The sequence below is a fragment of the Micromonospora sp. NBC_01796 genome (genome assembly GCF_035917455.1).
GTDB lineage: Bacteria > Actinomycetota > Actinomycetes > Mycobacteriales > Micromonosporaceae > Micromonospora_G.
On sequence record NZ_CP109078.1, the window covers coordinates 7546000 to 7567243 of the forward strand.

Genomic DNA, 21244 nt, shown 5'->3' on the forward strand with positions numbered 1-21244 from the left:
GGGCGGGTTCTGGGGCGCCGGTCGCGGCGAGCCACTCCAGGCTCGGACCGGTGGGGGCGCTGTCCCCGACCGGGGTGAGGGCGGCAAGGCCCGCCAGACCCGCCGCCACACCCCCGGCTACGAGGCCCGTGGCCAGAAGCCATCGCCGCCCCGTCGGCCGCGGTGCGGACTGTTCGGGATCTCCGTAGCCCCCGTGACAACCGGACATAACACTTCCCTGCCCTTCATATCGGACACCGCCGCACCGACCTGTCGCGCGGAGGCTGCGCATCGTCGCAACCATGGAAATTCACGGTACGGCGATCATGGGGACAAGCACGGCTTATGCGAATAAAGCACATGTTCGGATGAAAACGCCGGCAGCATCGTCGACGATCAGGTCCACCGACCTTCCGGAGCCCACACGTCGTGACCCGTCAGCCGAGGCGGGCGGCGCGGGCGGTGAGGTGGCGGCGCTCCGGGAGGCTGGTCGCACGGCGGGCGGCCTCCCGGAAGTCGGCTGCGGCGGCATCCCGTTCGCCGGCCATCTCGCGCAGGTGGCCGCGGGTCGCAAGGAAACGGTGGTGGCGTGCCATCCGGTTGTCGGCGCCCAGCGCTTCCAGCAGGAGCAGCCCCGCCGACGGTCCGTGGACCATGGCAACCGCGACCGTGCGGTTGAGCGTGACCATCGGGCCCGGTGCGAGCTGCTCCAGCAGGTCGTACAGGCCGAGTACCTGGGGCCAGTCGGTGGCCTCCAGGTGCTCGGCCTCGTCGTGGACGGCGGCGATGGCGGCCTGCACCTGGTACGGGCCGACCGGGCCCCGGTCGAGTGCCTCCGTGACGAGGTTGAGCCCCTCGGTGATAAGTTTCCGGTCCCAGGTACGGCGGTCCTGTTCGTCGAGCGGCACCAGGGAGCCGTCGGGCGCCGTACGGGCGGGCCGGCGGGCCTCGGTGAGCAGCATCAGGGCCAGCAGCCCGGTCACCTCACCGTCGTGCGGCAGCAGTCGTCGCAGCCAGGTGGTGAGCCGGATCGCCTCGTCGGACAACCGGGGCGCGGTGAGCTCCGGCCCGGTCGTGGCGGTGTACCCCTCGTTGAAGAGCAGGTACAGCACGTGCAGTACGGCACGCAGTCGCTCGGCCCGCTCCGCTCCCTCGGGCAGTGCGAAGGTCGTACCGCTGCTCCTGATGGTCTGCTTGGCCCGGCTGATGCGTTGTGCCATGGTCGCCTCGGGGACCAGGAACGCCGCAGCGATCTGGGCGGTGGTGAGACCGCCGACCGCGCGCAGGGTCAGCGCGATCTGGCTGGGCGGCGACAGCGCCGGATGGCAGCAGAGAAAGAGCAGGGCGAGTGAGTCGTCTCGGTCGGCGTCCGGCTCGACATCCGCGGGCCGGCCGAGCAGCTCCGACTGCGGGGTGGCGGCGAATATCGTCTCCTCGCGCCGCCGCCGCGCCTGCTCGCTGCGCACCTCGTCGAGGAGGCGATGGGTGGCGACGGTGATCAGCCACGCGCGGGGGTTGTCCGGTACGCCCTCGGTGGGCCAGCGCACCGCAGCCCGGAGCAGGGCCTCCTGGGTCGCGTCCTCGCAGGTGTCGAACTGCCCGTACCGGCGGACCAGCGCGCCGAGGACCTGCGGCGCCAGCTCGCGCAGCAGGTCCTCGACCCCCCGATCGACCTTCACAGGCTGGCGGGCGCCTCGTGCAGGATCGGCCACACCTCGACCGGCTCGATGTGCGCCCACGGCATCTCGGCGGCGATCTCGTACGCCCGCTGCTCGTTCTCGCAGTCGAACAGGTAGAAGCTGGCGATGTACTCCTTCGTCTCCAGGTACGGCCCGTCGGTGACCGCCGGGGCGCCGTCCGTACGCCGAACCAGCCGGCTCGCCGCCGCGTCGGCCAGCCCGTACGCGCCGAGCAGCTCGCCGTTCGCCTGGTACTTCCGGTTGAACGCGTCCTGCTTGGCGATCTCCTCGGGCCAGTTCTCGGCCAGGATCGAATCCCACTTCTCCTGATTGCCGTAGATCATCAGCAGGTACTTCATCAGGGTCGTTCCTTCCGGTTCGTGCACCGTGCCGGCGCTGTCACCTGGTAAACGGAGCCGCCGCACCGTCCTCGACATGCTTACCGGAAAAGTTTCCTCGGCCGGATCTGTCGAACCGGACAGCACTGCTTCGTCTTTCCCACAGAAGCACCAAACAGCCGGACAACGGGAGAGACACCATGAACACGATCACGATCCGGGCCGACAACATGCTCACCACCCGGCCGGTGTGGCAGGTCAGCGCGCTGGCCGGACTGGCTGCGGCCGTCGCGACGGAGATCTTCGGCCTGGCCGCCCGCGCCGTGGGGGTGCCGATGATGGCGGGAGGCACGGGCGCCACGGTCGCCGAGCCGGTCAACGTCGGCATGTTCGCCATGGGCACGGTGATCTCCGTGTTCTGGGGCACGATCCTCGCGGTCCTGCTCGCCCGGTACGCCCGCCGCCCCGCCCGTACCTACCTGTGGACGACGATCGCGCTGACCGTGGTGTCGATGGCGGGGCCGTACCTCGCCGGTGCCACCGCGACCTCGACCAAGGTGATGCTCGCCCTGTCGCACGTCGTCGCCGCGCTGATCGTCATCCCGATCGTCACCCGCCGGCTCGACCGCCTCCCCGACCGGCCCGGCACCCGCTGACCGACCGGCACCCGGCCTGCCTCGGGTAGGCCGCCCGGGTGGATCAGTGCCGACCGTCCACGGCGCCCGGCCCGGGCGGCGTGGGCGGAGCGGATGCTGGTCGTGGGTGGGCCGGAGTAGCCGGCCGGCGGGCGGGTCGGCGCGAGCGGCGCAGCTCGGCCAGGGCGAACGCGGCGACGAGAACGGCGGCGACACCGACCAGTCCCCACGGGTAGCTGACGATGGTGGCACTGAACCGGGCCGGCCCGTCCGGCCCGCCCAGCTCACCCCGGACGGTGTAGCTGCCGACGGCGGGCGCACCGATGGTCACCGGTAGACGTACGGTCCGCTGCTCGCCCGGTTGCAGGGTGTCGAGCAGGGGCGGGGGCACGAACCCGGTCGGGTTGGCACCCCGGCCGAGCGTCACCGTGATCGCGGGTTCGACCACCGGTGCGGTGCCGTTGTTGCGTACGTCGACGAGCAGGATGCGTCGCGCCGGGCCGCCGAGCAGGGCCGGCCAGGACCAGTCCCCCGTCACGGCGACCCGGGTGACCTCGATCGCGGCGACGCCCGGCGGCGCCGCCATGGTTTCCGGTGGCACCGGCGGGGCGGTGACCCCGGCGACGACCACCGGCACCGTGCCGCCGAGGCTGCCGCTCAGGCTGGTCACCCGGACCACGCACGGGCAGCCGACGGGCGGCGCGGTCACGGTCAGGGTGGTGGTCGCGGTCCCGGCCGTCGAGACGTAGGTCTGCACCGAGTCGTGCACGGCGCAGTCCGCCGACCCGCGCCGGCCGTTGTTGCCGCAGATCTCGACAGCGGCGGTGCCGGCCGGCCAGCCACCGAGCCGGACCATGATCCGGTCGCCGGGCGCCGTCCGGTCCCGGTCGATGGTGATCACGGGCGCCGACCCGGTCGGGGATGCGGTGGGGGTGGCCGGAGCCAGAACGGCGGTGGCCAGCACCGTGGTCACGAACATCAGGGCGGGGACGCCGGCCACCGTCACACCCGCCCGTCGGTGGCCGCCACAGCCTCGCTGCCGGGCCCCCCGGAACCGGTCTTCGCGGCCTCGGGGGCGGTCCGACCGGCCTCGGGGGCGGGTACTGGGGCGTCGGCGGCGCGGCGGGCCGGGCGGCGTCGGATGCGCCGGACCACCGCGACCACGCCGAGCAGCGCCAGCGCCGCGACCAGGAGCCACGGCGGAGCCCAGACACCACTGGTACGGGTGACCCGAGGCAGCGGTACGTCCATCGTGGACGGCTCCACCAGGACCGCGACGGTCAGCCGGCCGGCTGCCGGTAGCCCGGTGACCCGCTCGCGTACCTCGATGGCCGATCCGGGTAGCAGCTCGGGCAGTTCGAGGTTGCCGGTACGGGCCAGGGACCAGCCGAGCGGGCCGGTGACGGCGACCTGACCGGTGCCACCGATCCGTACGTTGCCGGTGTTGCGCAGTTGGTAGCGGATCGTCATGGTGCCGCCGCCGAACGGGTTCAGCGGGTTGTGGTGCGTCACCCGTAGCGTCTCGACCTGGAGCGACGGGTGCAGCGGCCCGGCCACGCGAAGGTAGATGCGGGCGGCGGCCCGCCGGTCCAGGTTGACCCGCTGCCCGCCGGCGTCGGTGCCCACCGCGGTCACGGAGGCGACCAGGCCACCGCTGTGGTCGCCCGGTGTGGCATTGGCGGGTACGTCGAGGTGGAACGGGACGACCACCCGCTGCCCGGCGGGGACCGTCCGGGTACGCGACCCGACGCTCGTCCAGGCACCGGGCCCGGTCGGAGGTTGGCTCGCCGGCAGCAGCCCGAATCCGCCGTCGATGGTGGTGAACGCGTCGGTGGCGTACACGGTGAGCGTCAACGGCGTGCTGCCGAGGTTGGTGATCGCGACATGGTCGTCGATGCGCTGTCCGGGGCTGGCGTCGTAGGCGAAGTAGCTGCGCCCGGTGGGTCCGGAGGCGCTGGAGGGTTGCACCGCCCAGGTGATGTCGGCAGCGCGTGACGCCGCGGGCGCGGCATGGCCGGGCGACGAGGACAGGACGGCGATCAGGGCCACGGCCAGCGCCGGCAGCGATCGGTGGATCATGTGCAGCTCCGCGGAAGGGGCGGCGGCAGCGGCGTCCGGTCCAGAGATCGGACGCCGCTGCCGTAAGGGGTCAGGACAGGGTGACGGTCAGGGTCGCGGTGTAGTCACCCGGCGAGGTTGACGCCGGTACACCGAGGTCGAGCCGTGCCCCGCACTCGAACTGTCCGGCGCTCGCGCCGGCCGCCGAGGTGCACAGTGCCCGGGCGGTGCCCAGACCCGTGCCCGCACCGGGGTTGGCCACCGCACCCGGCGTGACCAATCCCGGTGTGCCGACCAGCCCGTCGTTCACCACCGACGCGTTCGGCGTCCAGCCGAGGTTGTCGGCGGCGATCACACCACCGGCGGCACTGGTGAAGTTCTCCACCTGGCCGACCAGGCTCCAGCCGGCGTTGGTGCCCCGCTGGTCGGAGACGGTGACCTTGTTGAGGTTGCCGGTCGCCGTACCGCCGGGGTCGACCGCGCCGAGGGCGACGGTCGATCCGGCCGAGGTCAGGATCAGCGCGCCGGTCTGGCGGACCTGCGCGGTGATCTCCTGTTCGGCGCTGCCGCCGGACCCTGGGGTGCCGGCGAAGCTGACCGGAGTGAACGTGTCCTGGCTCCGGTCGGCCGAGCCGTGCGCGGCGAAGGTCAGGATGTAGCACTGCACCGTGGTGCAGTCGACGGCGTTACCGCTGCCGTCGGTGTACTTCGCGGCGACCGACAGCGTGGTGCTGAAGGTTCCGTCGCCGTTCAGCGTGTCCTGCCCCGCGCTCGGGGTGGTGACGTTCTTGTTCACCCACTTCACCGACTTGTAGCGCCGGGCGTTGACCCAGTAGTCGGTGTCGTTCTTCGGTCCGAAGGCGACGTAGACGCCGTTGCCGCCGGCACCGTCGGGGTTGAAGCCCGAGCCGGTGACGGTGACGGTCGCCTGTTCCGGGTCGATGCCGGTCGACGGGGTGACCGAGACGGCCGGCGCCGCCGGTGCTCCGGCGGAGGTGAAACTGAACGTCGCCGGGTCCAGGACCGTGCCCGCACCGTAGAAGCCGGCGAACGCCGACGCCCCGATCTCGGTCATGGTCGCGGCCAGGTTGGTCCAGGTCACCGTGGTGCCGGAGGACTGCGGGCCGGCGGACGCGTCCAGGGTCGCGATCGCGGCCTGGTCGACCGACACCGGCTCGAAACCGCCGCCGCTGACCTCGAGGTCGACGTCGGCGAGCAGCGATCCCGTTTCCCCTGCCAGGACCACCGTGGGGTTGGCCATGGTGATCTTGAAGAAGTGAGCCGGGTACGACAGCACCACCGTGCCGCCGTAGTGGACGGTCGCCGCCCCGGTCGCCGGGTCGTACGAGCCGTCGAGGGCGGCGAATCTGAAGGTGCCGTCCGCGTTGCGGGTGGCACCGTCGGTGACCGCGATCGGCGGATTGCCGTTACCGGTGGACACGTAGTTACGGAACGAGGCCTTGAATCCCCAGTCGAGGTCACCTGCGGTGACGTCCACCGGGGCCGCCGCCACGGGTGCCACCGCGACGATCGAGGCGGCGGCACCGAGGACAACCGCGGCCGTCCATCGCAGCGACGTACGCCGGGCGTTGCCGGCGTTCAGTCTGCCCATCCTGCTTCCTTTCCGAGAAGACCGGGGGAACACGTTCCCCTAAGACCAACTTAGGTTAGCCTAAGCTAAGTTGCGGTCAACCCGGCACCCGGACAACAGGTCGACGCTGTTGATCCACAAGAAACGAGCCGGTCAGACGCTTGTCCTTCGACTGCATCCAGTCTTAGGTTAGGCAACCCTTACTGTCCAGTCGTCAACCAACCGGAGTAATCCCGATGTCCACTCGTCCAGGGCTGCGCCGTCGCCTCACCGGCACGGTCCTCCTGCTCAGCGCGGTCGCGACCGGCGTGCTGCCCCCCTCAACAGCCTCCGCCGACACGGTCGGCCAGGGCCCGAACGGACAACGCCTCACGGTCGGCAAGACGGCCGGCGTCAACCGGGCCGGGGAGACGATCACCGTCTCCGGCTCCGGCTACGACACCAACAAGGGGATCTACGTCGCGTACTGCGTCGACAACGGCAAGGGCGTGCTCCCCTCACCGTGCGGTGGCGGCGCGGACACCAGCGGCAGCTCGGGCGCTTCCCAGTGGATCTCGTCCAACCCACCCTCGTACGGCGAGGGACTGGCCATCCCGTACGGCCCGAACGGCACGTTCCGGGTCCAGATCAAGGTCAGCGCGAAGATCGGCGACGTCGACTGCACCGTACGCAGGTGCGTGGTGGCCACCCGCAGCGACCACACCCGCACCAGTGACCGTACGCAGGACGTACTCGTCCCGGTGAGCTTCGCGACACCACCCGCCCCGACCACCGGGCCGACGCCGGCGCGTACCGGTGCCGCCACCACCCGCCCCGACACCCGGCCCACCACCACCGCACCGGGACCGGCCGGCACGTCGAGCGCCGCCGGTACGCCGGCCACCGGCACAGCGGTGACCGGCCCGGTCAGCGGACCGGGTGGCGGGACCGCCGCGGCCGGCCCGATCGAGGTGACCCGGGTCAGCGAGAGCAGTTCCACCGGTCGCCTGTGGACCGGCGCGCTGGCCCTCGTCGTGGCCGCGCTGGTCGGCGTACTCCTGCTCCGGCGCCGCAACCGGCGCGGTGCCGCATGATCCGCCGGCCCCGACCCACCCACGGCGCCGCCCTTGCCCTGCTCGCCGTCCTCGGCCTCGCCGGCTGCGCCGGTGCCACCGCCGAGGCCGACCGCGACCCGGCCGCCGGCTGCGGCCCGTCGACCGCACGGGTCGAGTCCACCGACGTGGTTCCGGTGGCGACCAACCCGCCGGCCGGACTGCCGGTCACCGTGACCTCCGCGGACGGTACGAGCGTGACGGTGACCGACACCAGCCGCATCCTGCCGGTCAACCTGTACGGCTCGATCGCCGAGATCGTCTTCAGCCTCGGCCTCGGCGACCGGGTCGTGGGGCGGGACACCGCCACCACCTTCCCCGCCGCAGCCCACCTGCCACGGGTCACCCCGGCCGGACACGACCTCTCCGGTGAGGCGATTCTCCGCCTCAACCCCACCGTCGTGATCGCCGACGACAGCATCGGGCCACCGGAGGTGCTCAACCAGCTCCGCCGGTCCGGCATCCCGGTGGTGCTGATCGACGACGAACAGACCCTGACCGCGGTGTCCCGGCACATTCGGGCGATCGCGGCGGCGCTGGGCGTCCCGGCTGCCGGAGAGGCGCTGGTCGGCCGGGTCGACGCCGACATCGCGGCCGCCCGTCGCACCGCACCGGAGGGTCGCCCACCCCGCATCGCCTTCCTCTACCTGCGCGGCACCGCCGGGGTGTACCTGATGGCCGGCAAGGGCGCCGGCTCGGACGAGATGATCCGGGCGATCGGCGCGGTCGACGCCGGCACCGAGATCGGACTGGAGAAGTTCCGCCCGCTGACCAGCGAAGGTCTGATCAATGCGGCTCCGGACGTGATCCTGGTGATGACCGAGGGACTCGAATCGGTCAAGGGCGTCGACGGGCTGCTCGCGATGCCGGGCGTGGCGCAGACCCCGGCCGGGCGCGACCGGCGCATCGTCGACATGGACGACGGGATCCTGCTCAACTTCGGCGCCCGAACCGGCCTCGCCATCAGCGCCCTGGCCAAGGCGGTGTACGAGTGCGGGGGCAACCGACCGTGAGCGCAGAACCCGTCACCGCGTCACCGACGCGGTCCCGCACCCCCGGACCAGGACCGGTCGGCCCACCGAGCACCCGGCGCCGCAACGGGATACTCCTCGCCGGACTGACCGCCGGGCTGGTGCTGATCTGCCTGGTCGCGGCCGGCACCGGGCAGGTGCACGTGTCACCGGCCGAGGTGCTCGGCTCCGTCCTGCACCGGCTCGGCCTGCCCGTCGGTCCGCTGCCCGGTGCCGCGCAGGGCGAGAACGCGTTGTGGGTGGTCCGGTTTCCCAGGGTCAGCCTGGCCGTCGTCGTCGGCGCGTCCCTCGGCTGCGCCGGAGCGCTCATGCAGGGCGTCTTCGGCAACCCGCTCGCCGAGCCCGGCATCATCGGGGTCTCCTCCGGTGCGGCCGTCGGCGCCGCCGCCACCATCGTCACCGGAATCTCCACCCTCGGCGGCTGGACCGTCGCCGCGGCGGCGTTCGTTACCGGCCTGCTGACCACCCTGCTGGTCTACGCGATGTCCCGCGCCGACGGCCGTACCGAGGTGGTGACCCTGGTCCTGACCGGTATCGCGGTCAACGCGGTCGCCGGTGCCGTACTCGGCCTGCTGATGTTCTTCGGGGACGCGGACGCGGTCCGGGCGATCGCGTTCTGGCAACTGGGCAGCCTCGCCCAGGCCACCTGGGCCAGCGTCGCGGTCACCCTGCCCTGCGCCGTGGTCGGGATCGGCGCCGCGCTGGCCGCCGCCGGCCGGCTGGACCTGCTCGCGCTCGGCGAGCGACCGGCCCAGCACCTCGGTGTACCGGTCGAACGACTGCGGATCGTGATGATCACGGTAACCGCCCTGCTCGCGGCCTCCGCGGTCGCGTTCACCGGAATCATCAGCTTCGTCGGCCTGGTGGTGCCGCACCTGATCCGGCTCGTCACCGGACCCGGGCACCGGGTGCTGATCCCCGCGAGCGCCCTCGGCGGGGCGATCATCGTGGTCGCCGCGGACCTGGCCGCCCGGACCCTCGTCGACTACCAGGAACTACCGCTGGGCGTACTGACCGCGGTCGTCGGCGGCCCCTGCTTCTTCTGGCTGCTCCGCCGAACCCGCAGCCGCGCCGGAGGCTGGGCGTGAACCCACCACCGCGCCCCGCGCCCGTCACCATGACGGTCCCGATCGAGGTACGAGACCTACGGGTCCGGCTCGGTGATCGGCTCGTCCTGCGGGACGTGAGCGTGGACGTCCGAGCCGGCGAACTGCTCACCCTGGTCGGCCCGAACGGCGCCGGCAAGTCAACCCTGCTTGCCGCGCTCTGCGGTGACCTCCGGGTGGCCGGCGGACAGATCCGGGTCCAGGGTTCGGCGCTGTCCGCGTGGACACCCGGCCAGCTCGCGCGCCGACGGGCGATGCTGCCGCAGCGTACGACGCTGGCGTTCCCGTTCACCGCGGGCGAGGTGGTGGCCATGGGCCGGGCTCCCTGGGTCGGGCGCCCCGAGCAGGCGCAGGACGACGAGGCGATCGCCGAGGCGATGCGGCTCACCGAGATCGGGGACCTTGCCGGCCGCCCCTTCCCCGCCCTGTCCGGCGGCGAACAGGCACGGGTGGCGCTGGCCCGGGTGCTGGCCCAGCGCACCCCGATCCTGCTGCTCGACGAGCCGACCGCTGCACTCGACCTGCACCACCAGGAGCTGGTCCTGAGGGTCGCCAGAGCTCGGGCCCGAGCCGGGGACACGGTGGTGGCCGTGCTGCACGACCTGGGGCTGGCGGCCGCGTACGCCGATCGCATCGCGCTGCTCTCCGACGGCCGGCTGGTCACCGACGGTCCCCCGGAACAGGTGCTGACCGCGGACCGGCTCAGCGCGGCGTACCGGCACGAGATCGAGATACTCCCCCATCCCCGCACCGGAACCCCGCTGGTGCTGCCAATTCGATCCACAGAGGACAAATGATGAACGACACACCGGTCCTGACCGAGGCGAACGGTCTCGCCGCCCGGCTCCGTACGGCAACCGACGCGGCCCACCGTGCGGCCGAGTCGACCCCGTACATCACCGCGCTGATCGCCGGGCAGATCCCCCTCGTGGGATACGCCGCTCTGGTCGCCCAGCACTACTTTCTCTACGAGACCCTCGAACAGGCCGCCGAGGCGATGCGCGACGACCCGGTGGCTGGTCCGTTCGTGGCCGACGAGTTGACCCGGCTCCCCCGGCTGGCCGAGGACCTCGCGTTCCTGCTCGGGCCGGGGTGGCGGGAGCAGATCGCGCCCGGTGCCGCGACCGAGGCGTACCGTGACCGGTTGCGTGAGGTCTGCTTCACCTGGCCGGCCGGCTTCATTGCCCACCACTACACCCGTTACCTGGGCGACCTTTCCGGCGGCGCGTTCGTCGCCGCCGCGGTACGCCGCACCTACGGCTTCACCACGGACGACGGCACCCGGTTCTACCAGTTCGATCGCATCCCGAGCCGGGGCAGGTTCAAGCGGGAGTACCGCGACCGGCTGGACGCCCTGGCACTGGACGCGGCCGAGTCCGAACGGACGGCCTCCGAAGCGGTGATCGCCTTCGACCTCAACCGGGAGATGTTCCACCAGCTCGGCGCCGCCCACCCCGCGACCCCGTAGGCCCACGGCACCGCACGGCTGGCTGGGTACGTCAGTCGCGGGTCAGCTCTTCACGCAGCAGTTCCGCCAATTTGGCGGGCTGGGAGAGGAATGGCGAGTGCCCGCTGTCGAGGCGCAGGACCGATTCGCACCGCTGGGCCAGCGTCTCCTGCCCGGCCAGTGGAAACGCCGCGTCTTGCGCACAGATGATGTAGGTGCTGGCGATCTCCCGCCAACCCGCCCGGCTCACCGGCTGGGTCGCCGAAGCCAGCGCCTGATGCCCGAGCCGTGGCACCATCTCGTCCGCGATGCCGGATTCCACGTCCTGGTAGAGAGTGGTCCGGGGATCGCGTACGTCGAAGTATCCCGCGTCCTCGTGCACGTCCCAGAATGAAGGGAATTCGTGGTTGGTGAAGTCCAAGAGGGACTGACCCGCGTCGAGCGGGAGACTGGACAGGTAGACGAGCCGCCGTACGTTGTCCAGCCCGGCCGCGGCTTCGGTGACCGGGATTCCGCCGTACGAGTGTCCGCAGACAACCACCGGCCCGGTGATGTCCGTCAACGTCGTGCGAACCGCCGCCACGTCGTCCCTCAGGTCACCCAACCTGGCCGGGTCCTGTCCGGTGCTCGGCAACACACCGACACGAACGTCGAGGTCCGTCAGTTCGACCAACAGGCGTTCCCAGCACCAGGACCCGTGCCAGGCACCGTGGATCAGGACAAGTGTCGGCATTTCCGCCATTTCATCACCCTATCCAGCGAGTCCGGTCCCCTCACCGATTCTCGAAAAGCGGGGGCGGTCGACTGCTACCGCCTGCCCGCTCGACGACATTCGAGCGGGCCCCTCTCGGGGCGGTCGCGGTTGACTGGCTCGTTACCCTCCACTGGGCACCGATGGTGAGGGTCGAGAGGATCAGCGAGCGTGGCGGACACAACCGATCGGGTCGGCACCTCCGAGACGGGCGGACCGGAGCACGGCGTGGGGCTGGTCGAACGGGTCATCGCGTCGGTCGCGGCGAAGCCCGACCATCTGATCCTGGACTACGCACCGTGGGCGGGCGCCTGGCTGGACGGCCCACCCACCCCGGTGCCGACCGATGTCCTGGCCACGTTGAGGTTTCCCAGCGGTCGCCCGCTGCCGCCGAGCCTGCGTCGATGGCTGGCGTACGACACAAGCCTGCTCACCCGGTTCGGCTGGTTCCCGCCCGACGGCAGCCACCGGCTGACGCCGCGTCCACTCGGCGAGCTGGCCGCGGTCGAGTACGGCGAGCCCTGGGCCACGCTCTACCGTCCGGTCTCGGCTCGGTTCACCGAGTGTTTCCTGCTGCCCGGCGGCTCGGACTCCCGCCGGGTGTTCGCCGTGACCGAACCCGACGAGACCGGCGAGTACCCGGTGCTTTCCCTGGACGTCGACGACCTGCCCTGCATCGAACTGATGTACCCGGGCTTCGACGTCTACCTGGCCGACACCGCCGGGCTCATCACCATGCCCGAAGGCGGCTACACCGCACTGGCAACCGACCCCACGTACGGGCCACGGATGCGCACCCACGCCCGTCATGCCTTCGACGGCAGGTACGGCTCGACCTTCCCCGAGCCGCCGTTCGACGACACCGTCTTCGACGACACCGGCACCGGACCGGCCTGACCGTCACCTGGCTCGCCGGCTACCGTCTCCCCCGTTTCAGGGAGCCGGCGGTGCGCACGGGGCGAGGACTCGATGAGGAAGGGCTGGCCCTCGACGGACCAGCCCTTCCGACAGCAGCAACGCGGTCGGCACCGGGCTTCGCTACGGATCGAGCACCGGGATCAGAAGTCGCCGACGTCGTTGCGCCACCTACGGCCACTGCGGCCGATCAGGCGTTCGGCGTCGGTGGGACCCCAGGAGGCGGCCTCGTACGTGGGGATCGGGGACGAGTCCTTGGCCCAGTGTTCGATGATCGGGTCGACGATCCGCCAGCACTGCTCGACCTCGTCGGTACGGATGAACAGCGTCGGGTCGCCCAGCAGCGCGTCGAGCAGCAGCCGCTCGTACGCCTCCGGGGACTCCTCCCGGAACGTCTTGTCGTACGAGAAGTCCATGCTCGCCGTGCGTACCCGGAACGAGTGGCCGGGCACCTTCGCGCCGAAGCGCAGCGAGATGCCCTCGTTGGGCTGGATCCGCAGGATCAGCGCGTCGGCGTCCAGTTCGGTGAGCTGGTCGGTCGGGATCGGCAGGTGCGGGGGCCGCTGGAACTGCAACGCCACCTCGGTGACCCGGGCCGGCAGCCGCTTGCCGGTGCGCACGTAGAACGGCACCCCGGCCCAGCGCCAGTTGTCGACGTTGAGTCGCATCGCCGCGTACGTCTCCGTACGCGACAGCGGGTCGACGCCGGGCTCGTCGCGGTAGCCGGCCATCAGGTCGTCCCGGGTGCCGCCCCGGGTGTACTGACCGCGAACGGCCAGGTCGGCGATGTCCCGGTCGGTGGGCAGCCGGATCGCCTGGAGCAGCTTCACCTTCTCGTTGCGCAGCCCTTCCGCGTCGAACGAGGCCGGCGGCTCCATCAGGGAGAGCGCGAGCACCTGGAGCACGTGGTTCTGCACGATGTCGCGCATCGCCCCGGCGCTCTCGTAGAAGCCCCCACGGGTGCCGACGCCGAGCGTCTCGGCCACGGTGATCTGCACGTGGTCGACCCAGCTACGGTCCCAGATCGGCTGGAAGATCGAGTTTGCGAAACGCAGCGCGATCACGTTCTGGACGGTGTCCTTGCCCAGGTAGTGGTCGATCCGGAAGACCTGCGGCTCGTCGAAGCTGGAGTGCACGATCGCGTCCAGCTCGCGGGCGGTGGCGAGGTCGCGACCGTAGGGCTTCTCGATCACCAGCCGGGCGAACGACCCCTCCCGGGCACGGTTGAGCCCGGCACCGGCGAGGCCGTTGATGACGGGCTCGAACGCCTCGGCCGGAGTCGACAGGTAGAACAGGCGGTTTCCGGCGGTTCCGCGCTCGGCGTCGAGCTGGTCGAGGGTCTCGGCGAGGCGCTTGTACGTGTCCGGATCGTCGTAGCCGCCGGAGACGTACCTGATGCCGCCCTCGAGTTGCGGATGGTCGCGCAGGCCGTGACCGTTGAGGGCGGAGTCGGCGAACTGCTCATCACTCATCGCCGTACGCGCGACACCGACCAGGGCAAACTCACGGGGCAGCCGGTGGTGGCGGGCGAGGCTGGCCACCGCGGGGATCAGCTTGCGGCGGGTCAGGTCACCCGAGGCGCCGAAGATCACCAGGGTTGCTGGTGGTGCGTTGCGCTCAGACGTGATCTGAGGGGCGTTGTCCATGGTCCTGAGTCCTCCAATCGCGCGGAGCCGGTCGACCCGCGCGAGTGTCTGAGTGTCGCTGAGAGGCGTTACCGAACACGCCGTCGACGGCTGTGGCGACGGTCATCGGCGTAGGGGCGATGCCAGTCGTACCACTCTCGCCGTCCCCCATACAGCAAGCTTGCCAGCCTGTCCGGGCTGTCCGCCGGACAGGGTCGGTCGTGCGTCGGGAACACCCTGGCCGAGCCACACTCCGCTGAACGTGGCGGCCGAAGCACTCCTTCCCCCAGTGTCGGAGGTCACTCCCAACAACGTCCGGATCCCGCCGTACGGGGCGCAGGCGGTGCACGGCCACGCGGACGTAGTAGCGTTGCCGGTCGCTGTTCGGGCCGCTGACGTCGGGTCACACCGACGGAACCTGGCCCGGACCACAGACGGGGAGACGGGAAGAGTGGCGATGCGAGAAACCGACACGGCGCCAAGGTTGGTCGTCTCGATCGCACTCCCGGCCGAGGCCGACGACGGCGACTTCGTCGCGTCGGTCGTCGACCTGATCAACCGGGTGTACGCCGACGCCGAGAAGGGGCTGTGGCTCGACGGCGCCGATCGAACCAACCCGGCCGAGGTGACGGCCCTGATCCGCGCCGGCGAGCTCGCCGTGGCCCGGATGGGCGGCCTCCTCGTCGGCACCGCCCGGATCCATCGTCTCGCCACCGGCGAGGGCGAGTTCGGCATGCTGACCGCGAGTCCGCTCCATCGCAACCTCGGCATCGGCCGCGAACTGGTCGCCTTCGCCGAGCGGTGGGCGCGGGAGCGCGAACTCCCCCGGATGCAGCTCGAACTGCTCGTCCCGCAGACCTGGACGCATCCGGACAAGGAGTTCCTGCACGGCTGGTACACCCGCATGGGCTACCGCGAGGTACGCCGGAGCCGCCTCGACGAGGCCTACCCTGCGCTGCTGCCGTTCCTCGCCACACCGTGCGACTTCGTCGTCTACCACAAGCCCCTCTGACGCGCGCCTTCCTGGTCGTCGACGAGGTCACGGGGCGCCGGCCCTGGACGGCGGGGTAGCAGCAGCGGACTGGTGAGGATGAGCAGTCCCGCGACCGCGATGGCCGTACGTGGGCTGGTGGCTTGCGCGAGCAGTCCGCCGAGCGCGCTGAGGATGGCGATGGCCGCGCCGCTGCTGATCGACCAGGCCGACAGGGTGCGGGCGACCCGGTCGTCGGGGGTGTGTTCCAGCCGATAGGCAGCGAGCACCGGGTTGTACAGGCTCATGCTGACGATGATCGCGAGTTCGACGGCGATCACCGTCGCGAGACCGGCGACGCCTGGCTGGACGAGGGCGAGGCCGATGAGCCAGACCGCGCGCAGCGTGCCGACGACACGAAGGACGCGGTGTTGGCCGTACCGGGCCACGACACGTGGGGCCAGGCGTGATCCGAGGAGTCCGCCGACGCAGGGGGCGGCGAAGGCGAGGCCGTACTGCCAGGGTGGGAAGCCGAGCTCGCCGAGCAGCAGCACGGCCAGCAGCGGCTCGGTGGCCATGATCAGTCCGGCGACGAGCAGCTGGTTGAGGTACAGCGCCCGCAAACCGGGATGGGCCAGGAGGTACCGCCACCCGCCGAGCAGATCACCGGCCCGGACCCGACGCCTGTCGGTTCGCCGCGGGTGCTCTTCTCGACCGCGGATCGCCGTGATGCCCAGCGCGGAGAGCAGGTAGCTGAGCGCGTCGGCCACGACGGTGACCACCGGCCCGAGCAGGCCGACCGCCGCCCCGCCCAGCGGTGGCCCGATCGCGATGGAGCTCCAGGTCGTCGACTCGAACCTCGCGTTGGCCACGACGAGGTCGTCCGTCCGGACGAGGAACTTGAGGTAGGCGCCGCCGGCCGCGCCGAAGGCGATCTTGGCCGCGGCGAGGACGACCGAGACGACCAGCAACTGCACGAACCCGAGCCGGCCGAGGGCGTACGCGACGGGGATCGTCATCATCGCCGCGAACCGGACCAGGTCCATCGCGATCATCACCGGCCGCTTGCGGCGGAACTCCACCCACGGCCCGAGCGGCAACGCGATCAGCGCACCCACTGCCGGCCCCACCGCGGCCAACGCGGAGACCTGGGCCGGGCTGGCGTCCAGCACCAGTACGGCGATCAGCGGCAACGCGCCGAACCCCAGCCCGGAGCCGTAGGCGCTGACCGCGTACGCCGCCCACAACCAGCCGAACTGCCGACCCAGGGATCGTCTCGCCAATATCCGCACCTCCCGCTCGAAACAACTCGCCGTTGATCGGGGTGATCAAAGCAAGGGCGAGATGAGCGGATCAAACAACTGCATCGGCGGCGAGCCACAACCAACAGTTGTGACGCTAGGGTGTGGCCCGTGGATCTCGATGCCGTCCGTACCTTCGTCGCCGCCGCGGATGCCGGCCAGTTCCAGGACGCGGCCGCCGTGCTGTCGATCACCCAGCAGGCCGTGTCCAAGCGCATCGCCGCGCTGGAGAAGGATCTGGAGGTACGGCTGTTCACCCGCACGGCTCGCGGCGCCCAGCTCACGATCGACGGCCAGGCGTTCCTGCCCCATGCCCGGGAACTGCTCCGGGTGGAGGCGCGGGCCGACGCATCCGTACGCCCCGGACGGCGCGCCCTCCGCGTCGACGTCCACAGTCGACGGACCGCACCGGCGGTGCTGCTGCAGGACTTCCACCGTACGCATCCGCAGATCGAGCTGGACGTCGTGACCCTCGACGCCGACGTCCATGCCGCGACCGCCGCCGTCGAGGCGGGGACGATCGACGCCACCTTTCACGCCGTCACCGTTCCCGCGCGCCAACTGCCGGACGCGATCAGGACCGTCCGCGTGATCGACGAACACCACGAGTTACTCGTCGGGCCACGCCACGCTCTCGCCAACGCCCGCGCCGTCACGCCCGCGCAGCTCGCCGCACACCGGATCTGGATGCCCGGCATGGCCCCCGGCACCGAATGGGCCGGCTACTACGACGAACTGGCCGCCGCGTTCGGCCTCACCATCGACGTGGTCGGGCCGGTCTTCGGAAACGAGGCACTGCTGGCCGAGATCGCCGACTCCTCGGAACTGGCTACGTTGGCCGGCGAACGCACGCGCTACCTGTGGCCGGACAGCTACGACCTGCGGCGCATCCCGGTACGCGATCCGGCACCCATCTACCCGATGTCACTGATCTGGCGCGACGACAACCCGCATCCCGCGCTCGGCAAACTTCGCGACCACCTGGGTTCCCGTCGAGTGGACACATCCGACGAGAAGGTGTGGATGCCGAGGTGGGCGCACCACCCGGCCCCGACGTCGTAGTTGCTCCGCCCCATACCTCATTCCTCCTCTGTTCGGCGGGATGAGGGCCCGGGAGGTGTTCGCCCCGAGGCGGGTCGCAGGGGCACCATCGGGGCTGCGACCAGCGGTGTTGGCCCGCCGGTCGATGGGGCCGGGCGCTGCCCCGTACACGTGTCCCGACCGCGACGGCACCCGTCCCGACCGTGCCGCCGCTGTCGCGGCGCGGATCGCGCCGGATGGCCGTTGACCTAATACATCGACGCATGCAAGTGTCTCCTCCGGTGGCCGCCGCGACCCCCACCGGAGCCGCGGCACCCCCTGCCCCCGCCCGAACCGACGGAGTCCGGCCCCACCGGGTGGACCGCCCGCCGACCCCCACCGAGGAGTCTTCATGAGACGCAAAACGCTGATAACGGGCGTCGCGCTCGCTGTCTTCACCGGGATGACGGTGACGCTCACCGCCCAGCCGGTGTCCGCGTCCCCACCCCCGTCCGTGGCCGGTACGCCCGCGATCGCTCCGCCCGCCGCCTCGCTCGCCGCGGCACCGGACATCTCGGTGACCAACGTCCAGGCGCACCTGACACAGTTCAACAGCATCGCCACCTCGAACGGCGGCAACCGGCGGGCCGGGTCTGCCGGGTACACCGCGTCGGTCGCCTACGTGAAGAGCAGGCTCCAGTCCGCCGGCTACACGGTCACCGAGCAGCGCTGCACGGACTGCACCTACCCGTCGAACAACCTGATCGCCGAGTGGCCGGGCGGACCGGCCGACCAGGTGGTCATGTTCGGTTCCCACCTCGACGGTGTCTCGGCCGGCCCGGGCATCAACGACAACGCCACCGGCTCGGCGTCGCTGCTGGAAAACGCACTGGTACTGGCCCAGCAGAACCCGACCATGACCAAGCGGGTCCGGTTCGCCTGGTGGACCGACGAGGAGCAGGGCCTCAACGGCTCCGACTTCTACGTCCGCTCGCTCACCACGACCCAGCGGGGCTACATCAAGGGGTACTACAACTTCGACATGGTCGGCTCGACCAACGGTGGGTACTTCATCAACCGCATCACCTCGACCACCGCGGCTCCGCTGAAGGCGTACTGGGACTCGCTCGGGCTCCAGCCGGAGGAGAACGTGGAGGGGCAGGGCCGCTCCGACGACTACTCGTTCCAGCAGGGCGGCATCCCCACCTCGGGATACGCGGCCGGCGCCAGCGCCCGCAAGACCGCCGCGCAGGCCAGCAAGTGGGGCGGCACGTCCGGATCGGCGTACGACCCCTGCTACCACCGCGCCTGCGACACCACCAGCAACGTCAGCGCCACCGTCCTCAACCGCAGCGCGGACGGCGTCGCGTACGCGATCTGGCAGCTCGCCACCGGCACCGGCACCCCGACCAACGACTTCTCGGTCGCGGTGAGCCCGACCTCCGGCAGCGTCGCCCGGGGCGGCTCGACCACCGCCACCGTTTCGACGGCCACCACCGCCGGTAGCGCGCAGACGGTCAGCCTGTCCGCCACCGGCGCGCCCTCCGGCGTGACGGTGTCGTTCAGCCCGTCCTCGCTCACCTCCGGCGCGTCCGCCACCCTGACCGTCGCCGCCTCCGCCAGTGCGACCACGGGTACGCACACCATCACGGTCACCGGAACCGGCTCGGTCACCCGCACCGCCACGTACACCGTCACCGTGACCGGTGGCGGCAGTTGCAGCGGCGGGCAGGTCATCGGGAACAGCGGCTTCGAGAGCGGCACCACCCCGTGGACCGCCACCACCGGGGTGATCACCAACTCGGCCAGCCAGCCGGCGCACGGCGGCTCGTACAAGGCGTGGCTCGGTGGCAACGGCACTACCCGTACCGAGACGCTGACCCAGTCGGTGACCGTGCCGGCCGGGTGCTCGACGTACACCCTCTCGTTCTACCTGCACATCGACACCGCCGAGACCACCACGTCCACCGCGTACGACCGGCTCACGGTCCAGGTGGGCAGTACGACCCTGGCCACCTACTCCAACCTGAACAAGGCGGCCGGTTACCAGCTCAGGACGTTCAACGCGGGCGCGTACGCCGGCCAGACCGTCACCCTGAGGTTCACCGGCACCGAGGACTCCTCCCTCCAGACCAGCTTCGTCGTCGACGACGTGACGTTGCAGGCGAGCTGACCTGCCGGGGTGGGACGGGCGTCGCCCGTCCCACCCCGACGCTCCACTCCACCAGCCCCACCGCCGCCGACGGGCCCGCCTGGCATGCTTACCGGGTGCAACCCGAGGATCAGGTCGACCGGCCCGAACAGGGTCCACCGCAGCAGGTGCGCATCGTCCATCTGACGGCGCCGGTGTTCCGTGCGCTGGCCGACGGCGACCTGGCGGCCGCGAACGCGGCGAGCCCGGTGCCCCTCTCGGCGTACTTCGCCGGCCCCGAGTGGCGGGGGACGTGGCGTCGGCGCAGCAGGCAGGTCGAGGAGGATCCGGCCAGCGCGGCGTGGGTCACGGGTGTCGTGTGGGACGAGCGGCAGCGGGTGGCGGTCGGCCGGGCCGGCTACCACGGACCTCCGGACCCGTCGGGAATGGTCGAGATCGGCTACGCGGTCGACCCGGCGTACCGACGACGCGGTTACGCCCGCGCCGCCCTGGAGTTCCTGCTCGAGCGGGCCGCCCACGAACCTCGGGTGCGCACGGTCCGGGTGACGATCAGCCCCGACAACGTCGCCTCTCGGACCCTGGCACTGCAGTACGGCTTCGCCGAGGTCGGCGAGCAGTGGGACGACGAGGACGGCCTGGAGGTCATCTACGAGGTGGACGCCGGGAGCCGCTAGGCCGGCATGTCCGTGCGGAACGACGCGCCGCACAGTCTACGGCCGGGCTTACTGTTTCCGCCGGCTCGCGCAGGTCAAGCGGCGAATCATCGTTGGGTGGAGCTCAGCGGCCCGCTGCGGCGCGGGGTGGGGGTGCCGTGGACTCGCTGGGAATGGGCCGCGAAATCCCTGGTGCCCTGCTTCTCCAGCATGGTACGCACCGCTGGCGGCAGCCCTGAGAGAATGTGCTCGATCACGTCCTGGTCCCCTTCGTACAACACCATCCCGAAGACCAGCGGCATGCTCTCGGCCGGCAACCTCGCGCCCGATCCGCCGGCCATCTCCTGCCACTCCGCCGCCGTGACGCACTTCTCCGCGATCGGCAGGATGTGCGTCTCCTCCAGGCTCATGTGCTCGTAGAGAACTTCACACAGCCGGCTCAGCAGATCGGCCAGAGCCTCGGTTCGCCCGACGGTCGCGCGGTCACGCCACTCGCCCAGTGCCGCCATGGCCTCGCTGTTCAAGCGCTCTATGCGGCTGTGGTGCCCTTCCATCAGCTCGACAACCGGAGCGACTGCTTCGGAGCCGCGCTCCAGCAGCTTGGGCCACAGGTGCACGTCCTCGCTGCGGTGATGCGCCTCCAGCACAGCGCTCACGAGCTCTATGTGGTCGGCGACAACACGCAACCGCTCGTCATCTCCCGCTTCGACGCCTCGGACAAGCGCCGGAAGCGCCGCGAACTCACGTCGAAACGCTGTGTGAACCGCGTACATGTCGCGGGTGTCGGCGTACGGGCCTTCGGGAATCGTCACCTAATTTCCTTCCACGGCCGGGGAGTGGGCGGGTTCGTCGTGGCGGGCCGTGGTGATCACGACCACGGCCGCGCTTGAATTCAAGCATCC

General features: G+C 71.0%; 20 protein-coding genes. 11 read left to right on the plus strand and 9 right to left on the minus strand.

Annotated elements, in window-relative coordinates; translation table 11 throughout:
• Nucleotides 1–416 precede the first annotated feature (416 nt).
• Nucleotides 417–1658: an RNA polymerase sigma factor gene (locus OIE47_RS33450; protein ID WP_326558533.1), complete on the minus strand. Its 1242-nt coding sequence runs from the start codon at nt 1656–1658 to the stop codon at nt 417–419.
• The gene (locus tag OIE47_RS33455) at nt 1655–2017 is read right to left on the minus strand and encodes a YciI family protein (protein WP_326558534.1); all 363 of its coding nucleotides are present in this window, start codon (nt 2015–2017) and stop codon (nt 1655–1657) included. Before OIE47_RS33455 ends, OIE47_RS33450 begins: the two co-directional genes overlap by 4 nt.
• A 179-nt stretch (nt 2018–2196) precedes the next feature.
• Here OIE47_RS33455 and OIE47_RS33460 point away from each other — a divergent pair, with 179 nt between their 5' ends.
• Nucleotides 2197–2652 (plus strand): DUF6069 family protein, encoded by a 456-nt coding sequence (locus OIE47_RS33460; protein WP_326558535.1) that lies wholly within the window; start codon nt 2197–2199, stop codon nt 2650–2652.
• Nucleotides 2653–2695: 43 nt separating this feature from the next.
• Here the strand turns inward: OIE47_RS33460 and OIE47_RS33465 are convergent, their stop codons facing one another.
• The 3 genes from OIE47_RS33465 to OIE47_RS33475 all read right to left on the minus strand — a co-directional run bounded on the left by OIE47_RS33465 (nt 2696) and on the right by OIE47_RS33475 (nt 6301).
• A complete protein-coding gene (locus OIE47_RS33465) occupies nt 2696–3631 on the minus strand; it encodes a hypothetical protein (RefSeq protein ID WP_326558536.1) in 936 nt (311 codons plus the stop codon).
• Between the two features lie 2 nt (nt 3632–3633).
• Nucleotides 3634–4710: a WxL protein peptidoglycan domain-containing protein gene (locus tag OIE47_RS33470; protein WP_326558537.1), complete on the minus strand. Its 1077-nt coding sequence runs from the start codon at nt 4708–4710 to the stop codon at nt 3634–3636.
• A gap of 70 nt (nt 4711–4780) precedes the next feature.
• Nucleotides 4781–6301 (minus strand): HtaA domain-containing protein, encoded by a 1521-nt coding sequence (locus tag OIE47_RS33475; protein WP_326558538.1) that lies wholly within the window; start codon nt 6299–6301, stop codon nt 4781–4783.
• Nucleotides 6302–6516: 215 nt separating this feature from the next.
• On the opposite strand from OIE47_RS33475, the gene OIE47_RS33480 reads away from it, so the two are divergent.
• The 5 genes from OIE47_RS33480 to OIE47_RS33500 are packed head-to-tail and all read left to right on the plus strand — an operon-like array spanning nt 6517 to nt 10976.
• Nucleotides 6517–7353: a hypothetical protein gene (locus OIE47_RS33480; RefSeq protein ID WP_326558539.1), complete on the plus strand. Its 837-nt coding sequence runs from the start codon at nt 6517–6519 to the stop codon at nt 7351–7353.
• Nucleotides 7350–8384 carry a heme/hemin ABC transporter substrate-binding protein gene (locus OIE47_RS33485; RefSeq protein WP_326558540.1) on the plus strand — a complete coding sequence of 345 codons (1035 nt, stop codon included), beginning with the start codon at nt 7350–7352 and terminating at the stop codon, nt 8382–8384. The genes OIE47_RS33480 and OIE47_RS33485 overlap by 4 nt, the downstream gene beginning before the upstream one ends.
• A complete protein-coding gene (locus tag OIE47_RS33490; protein WP_326558541.1) occupies nt 8381–9490 on the plus strand; it encodes a FecCD family ABC transporter permease in 1110 nt (369 codons plus the stop codon). Before OIE47_RS33485 ends, OIE47_RS33490 begins: the two co-directional genes overlap by 4 nt.
• Nucleotides 9487–10305: a heme ABC transporter ATP-binding protein gene (locus tag OIE47_RS33495; RefSeq protein WP_326558542.1), complete on the plus strand. Its 819-nt coding sequence runs from the start codon at nt 9487–9489 to the stop codon at nt 10303–10305. The genes OIE47_RS33490 and OIE47_RS33495 overlap by 4 nt, the downstream gene beginning before the upstream one ends.
• Complete coding sequence (locus OIE47_RS33500; protein WP_326558543.1) at nt 10305–10976, plus strand: biliverdin-producing heme oxygenase; 672 nt, start codon at nt 10305–10307, stop codon at nt 10974–10976. The genes OIE47_RS33495 and OIE47_RS33500 overlap by 1 nt, the downstream gene beginning before the upstream one ends.
• Before the next feature lie 31 nt (nt 10977–11007).
• Here OIE47_RS33500 and OIE47_RS33505 read toward each other — a convergent pair whose 3' ends face one another.
• On the minus strand, nt 11008–11697 hold the full coding sequence (locus OIE47_RS33505) for an alpha/beta fold hydrolase (protein WP_326558544.1): 690 nt from the start codon (nt 11695–11697) through the stop codon (nt 11008–11010).
• Nucleotides 11698–11877: 180 nt separating this feature from the next.
• Here OIE47_RS33505 and OIE47_RS33510 point away from each other — a divergent pair, with 180 nt between their 5' ends.
• Nucleotides 11878–12603, plus strand: coding sequence for a hypothetical protein (locus OIE47_RS33510; RefSeq protein WP_326558545.1), 726 nt, complete (start codon nt 11878–11880; stop codon nt 12601–12603).
• A 161-nt stretch (nt 12604–12764) separates the two neighbouring features.
• Here the strand turns inward: OIE47_RS33510 and zwf are convergent, their stop codons facing one another.
• Nucleotides 12765–14267 (minus strand): glucose-6-phosphate dehydrogenase, encoded by a 1503-nt coding sequence (gene zwf, locus OIE47_RS33515; protein WP_326558546.1) that lies wholly within the window; start codon nt 14265–14267, stop codon nt 12765–12767.
• Between the two features lie 436 nt (nt 14268–14703).
• Between zwf and OIE47_RS33520 the strand changes: the two genes are divergently transcribed.
• On the plus strand, nt 14704–15258 hold the full coding sequence (locus tag OIE47_RS33520; protein ID WP_326558547.1) for a GNAT family N-acetyltransferase: 555 nt from the start codon (nt 14704–14706) through the stop codon (nt 15256–15258).
• On the opposite strand, the gene OIE47_RS33525 is transcribed toward OIE47_RS33520, so the two are convergent.
• On the minus strand, nt 15240–16499 hold the full coding sequence (locus OIE47_RS33525) for an MFS transporter (RefSeq protein WP_326558548.1): 1260 nt from the start codon (nt 16497–16499) through the stop codon (nt 15240–15242). The genes OIE47_RS33520 and OIE47_RS33525 overlap by 19 nt on opposite strands.
• Before the next feature lie 129 nt (nt 16500–16628).
• Between OIE47_RS33525 and OIE47_RS33530 the strand changes: the two genes are divergently transcribed.
• From OIE47_RS33530 to OIE47_RS33540, 3 genes are all read left to right on the plus strand, one after another.
• Entirely contained in the window at nt 16629–17579 is a 951-nt protein-coding gene (locus tag OIE47_RS33530; RefSeq protein WP_326558549.1) for a LysR family transcriptional regulator, read from the plus strand.
• Between the two features lie 370 nt (nt 17580–17949).
• Nucleotides 17950–19710: a M28 family peptidase gene (locus OIE47_RS33535; RefSeq protein WP_326558550.1), complete on the plus strand. Its 1761-nt coding sequence runs from the start codon at nt 17950–17952 to the stop codon at nt 19708–19710.
• Between the two features lie 95 nt (nt 19711–19805).
• Entirely contained in the window at nt 19806–20363 is a 558-nt protein-coding gene (locus OIE47_RS33540) for a GNAT family N-acetyltransferase (RefSeq protein ID WP_442792020.1), read from the plus strand.
• An 86-nt stretch (nt 20364–20449) separates the two neighbouring features.
• Here OIE47_RS33540 and OIE47_RS33545 read toward each other — a convergent pair whose 3' ends face one another.
• Entirely contained in the window at nt 20450–21154 is a 705-nt protein-coding gene (locus OIE47_RS33545; RefSeq protein ID WP_326558551.1) for a hemerythrin domain-containing protein, read from the minus strand.
• Nucleotides 21155–21244 lie beyond the last annotated feature (90 nt).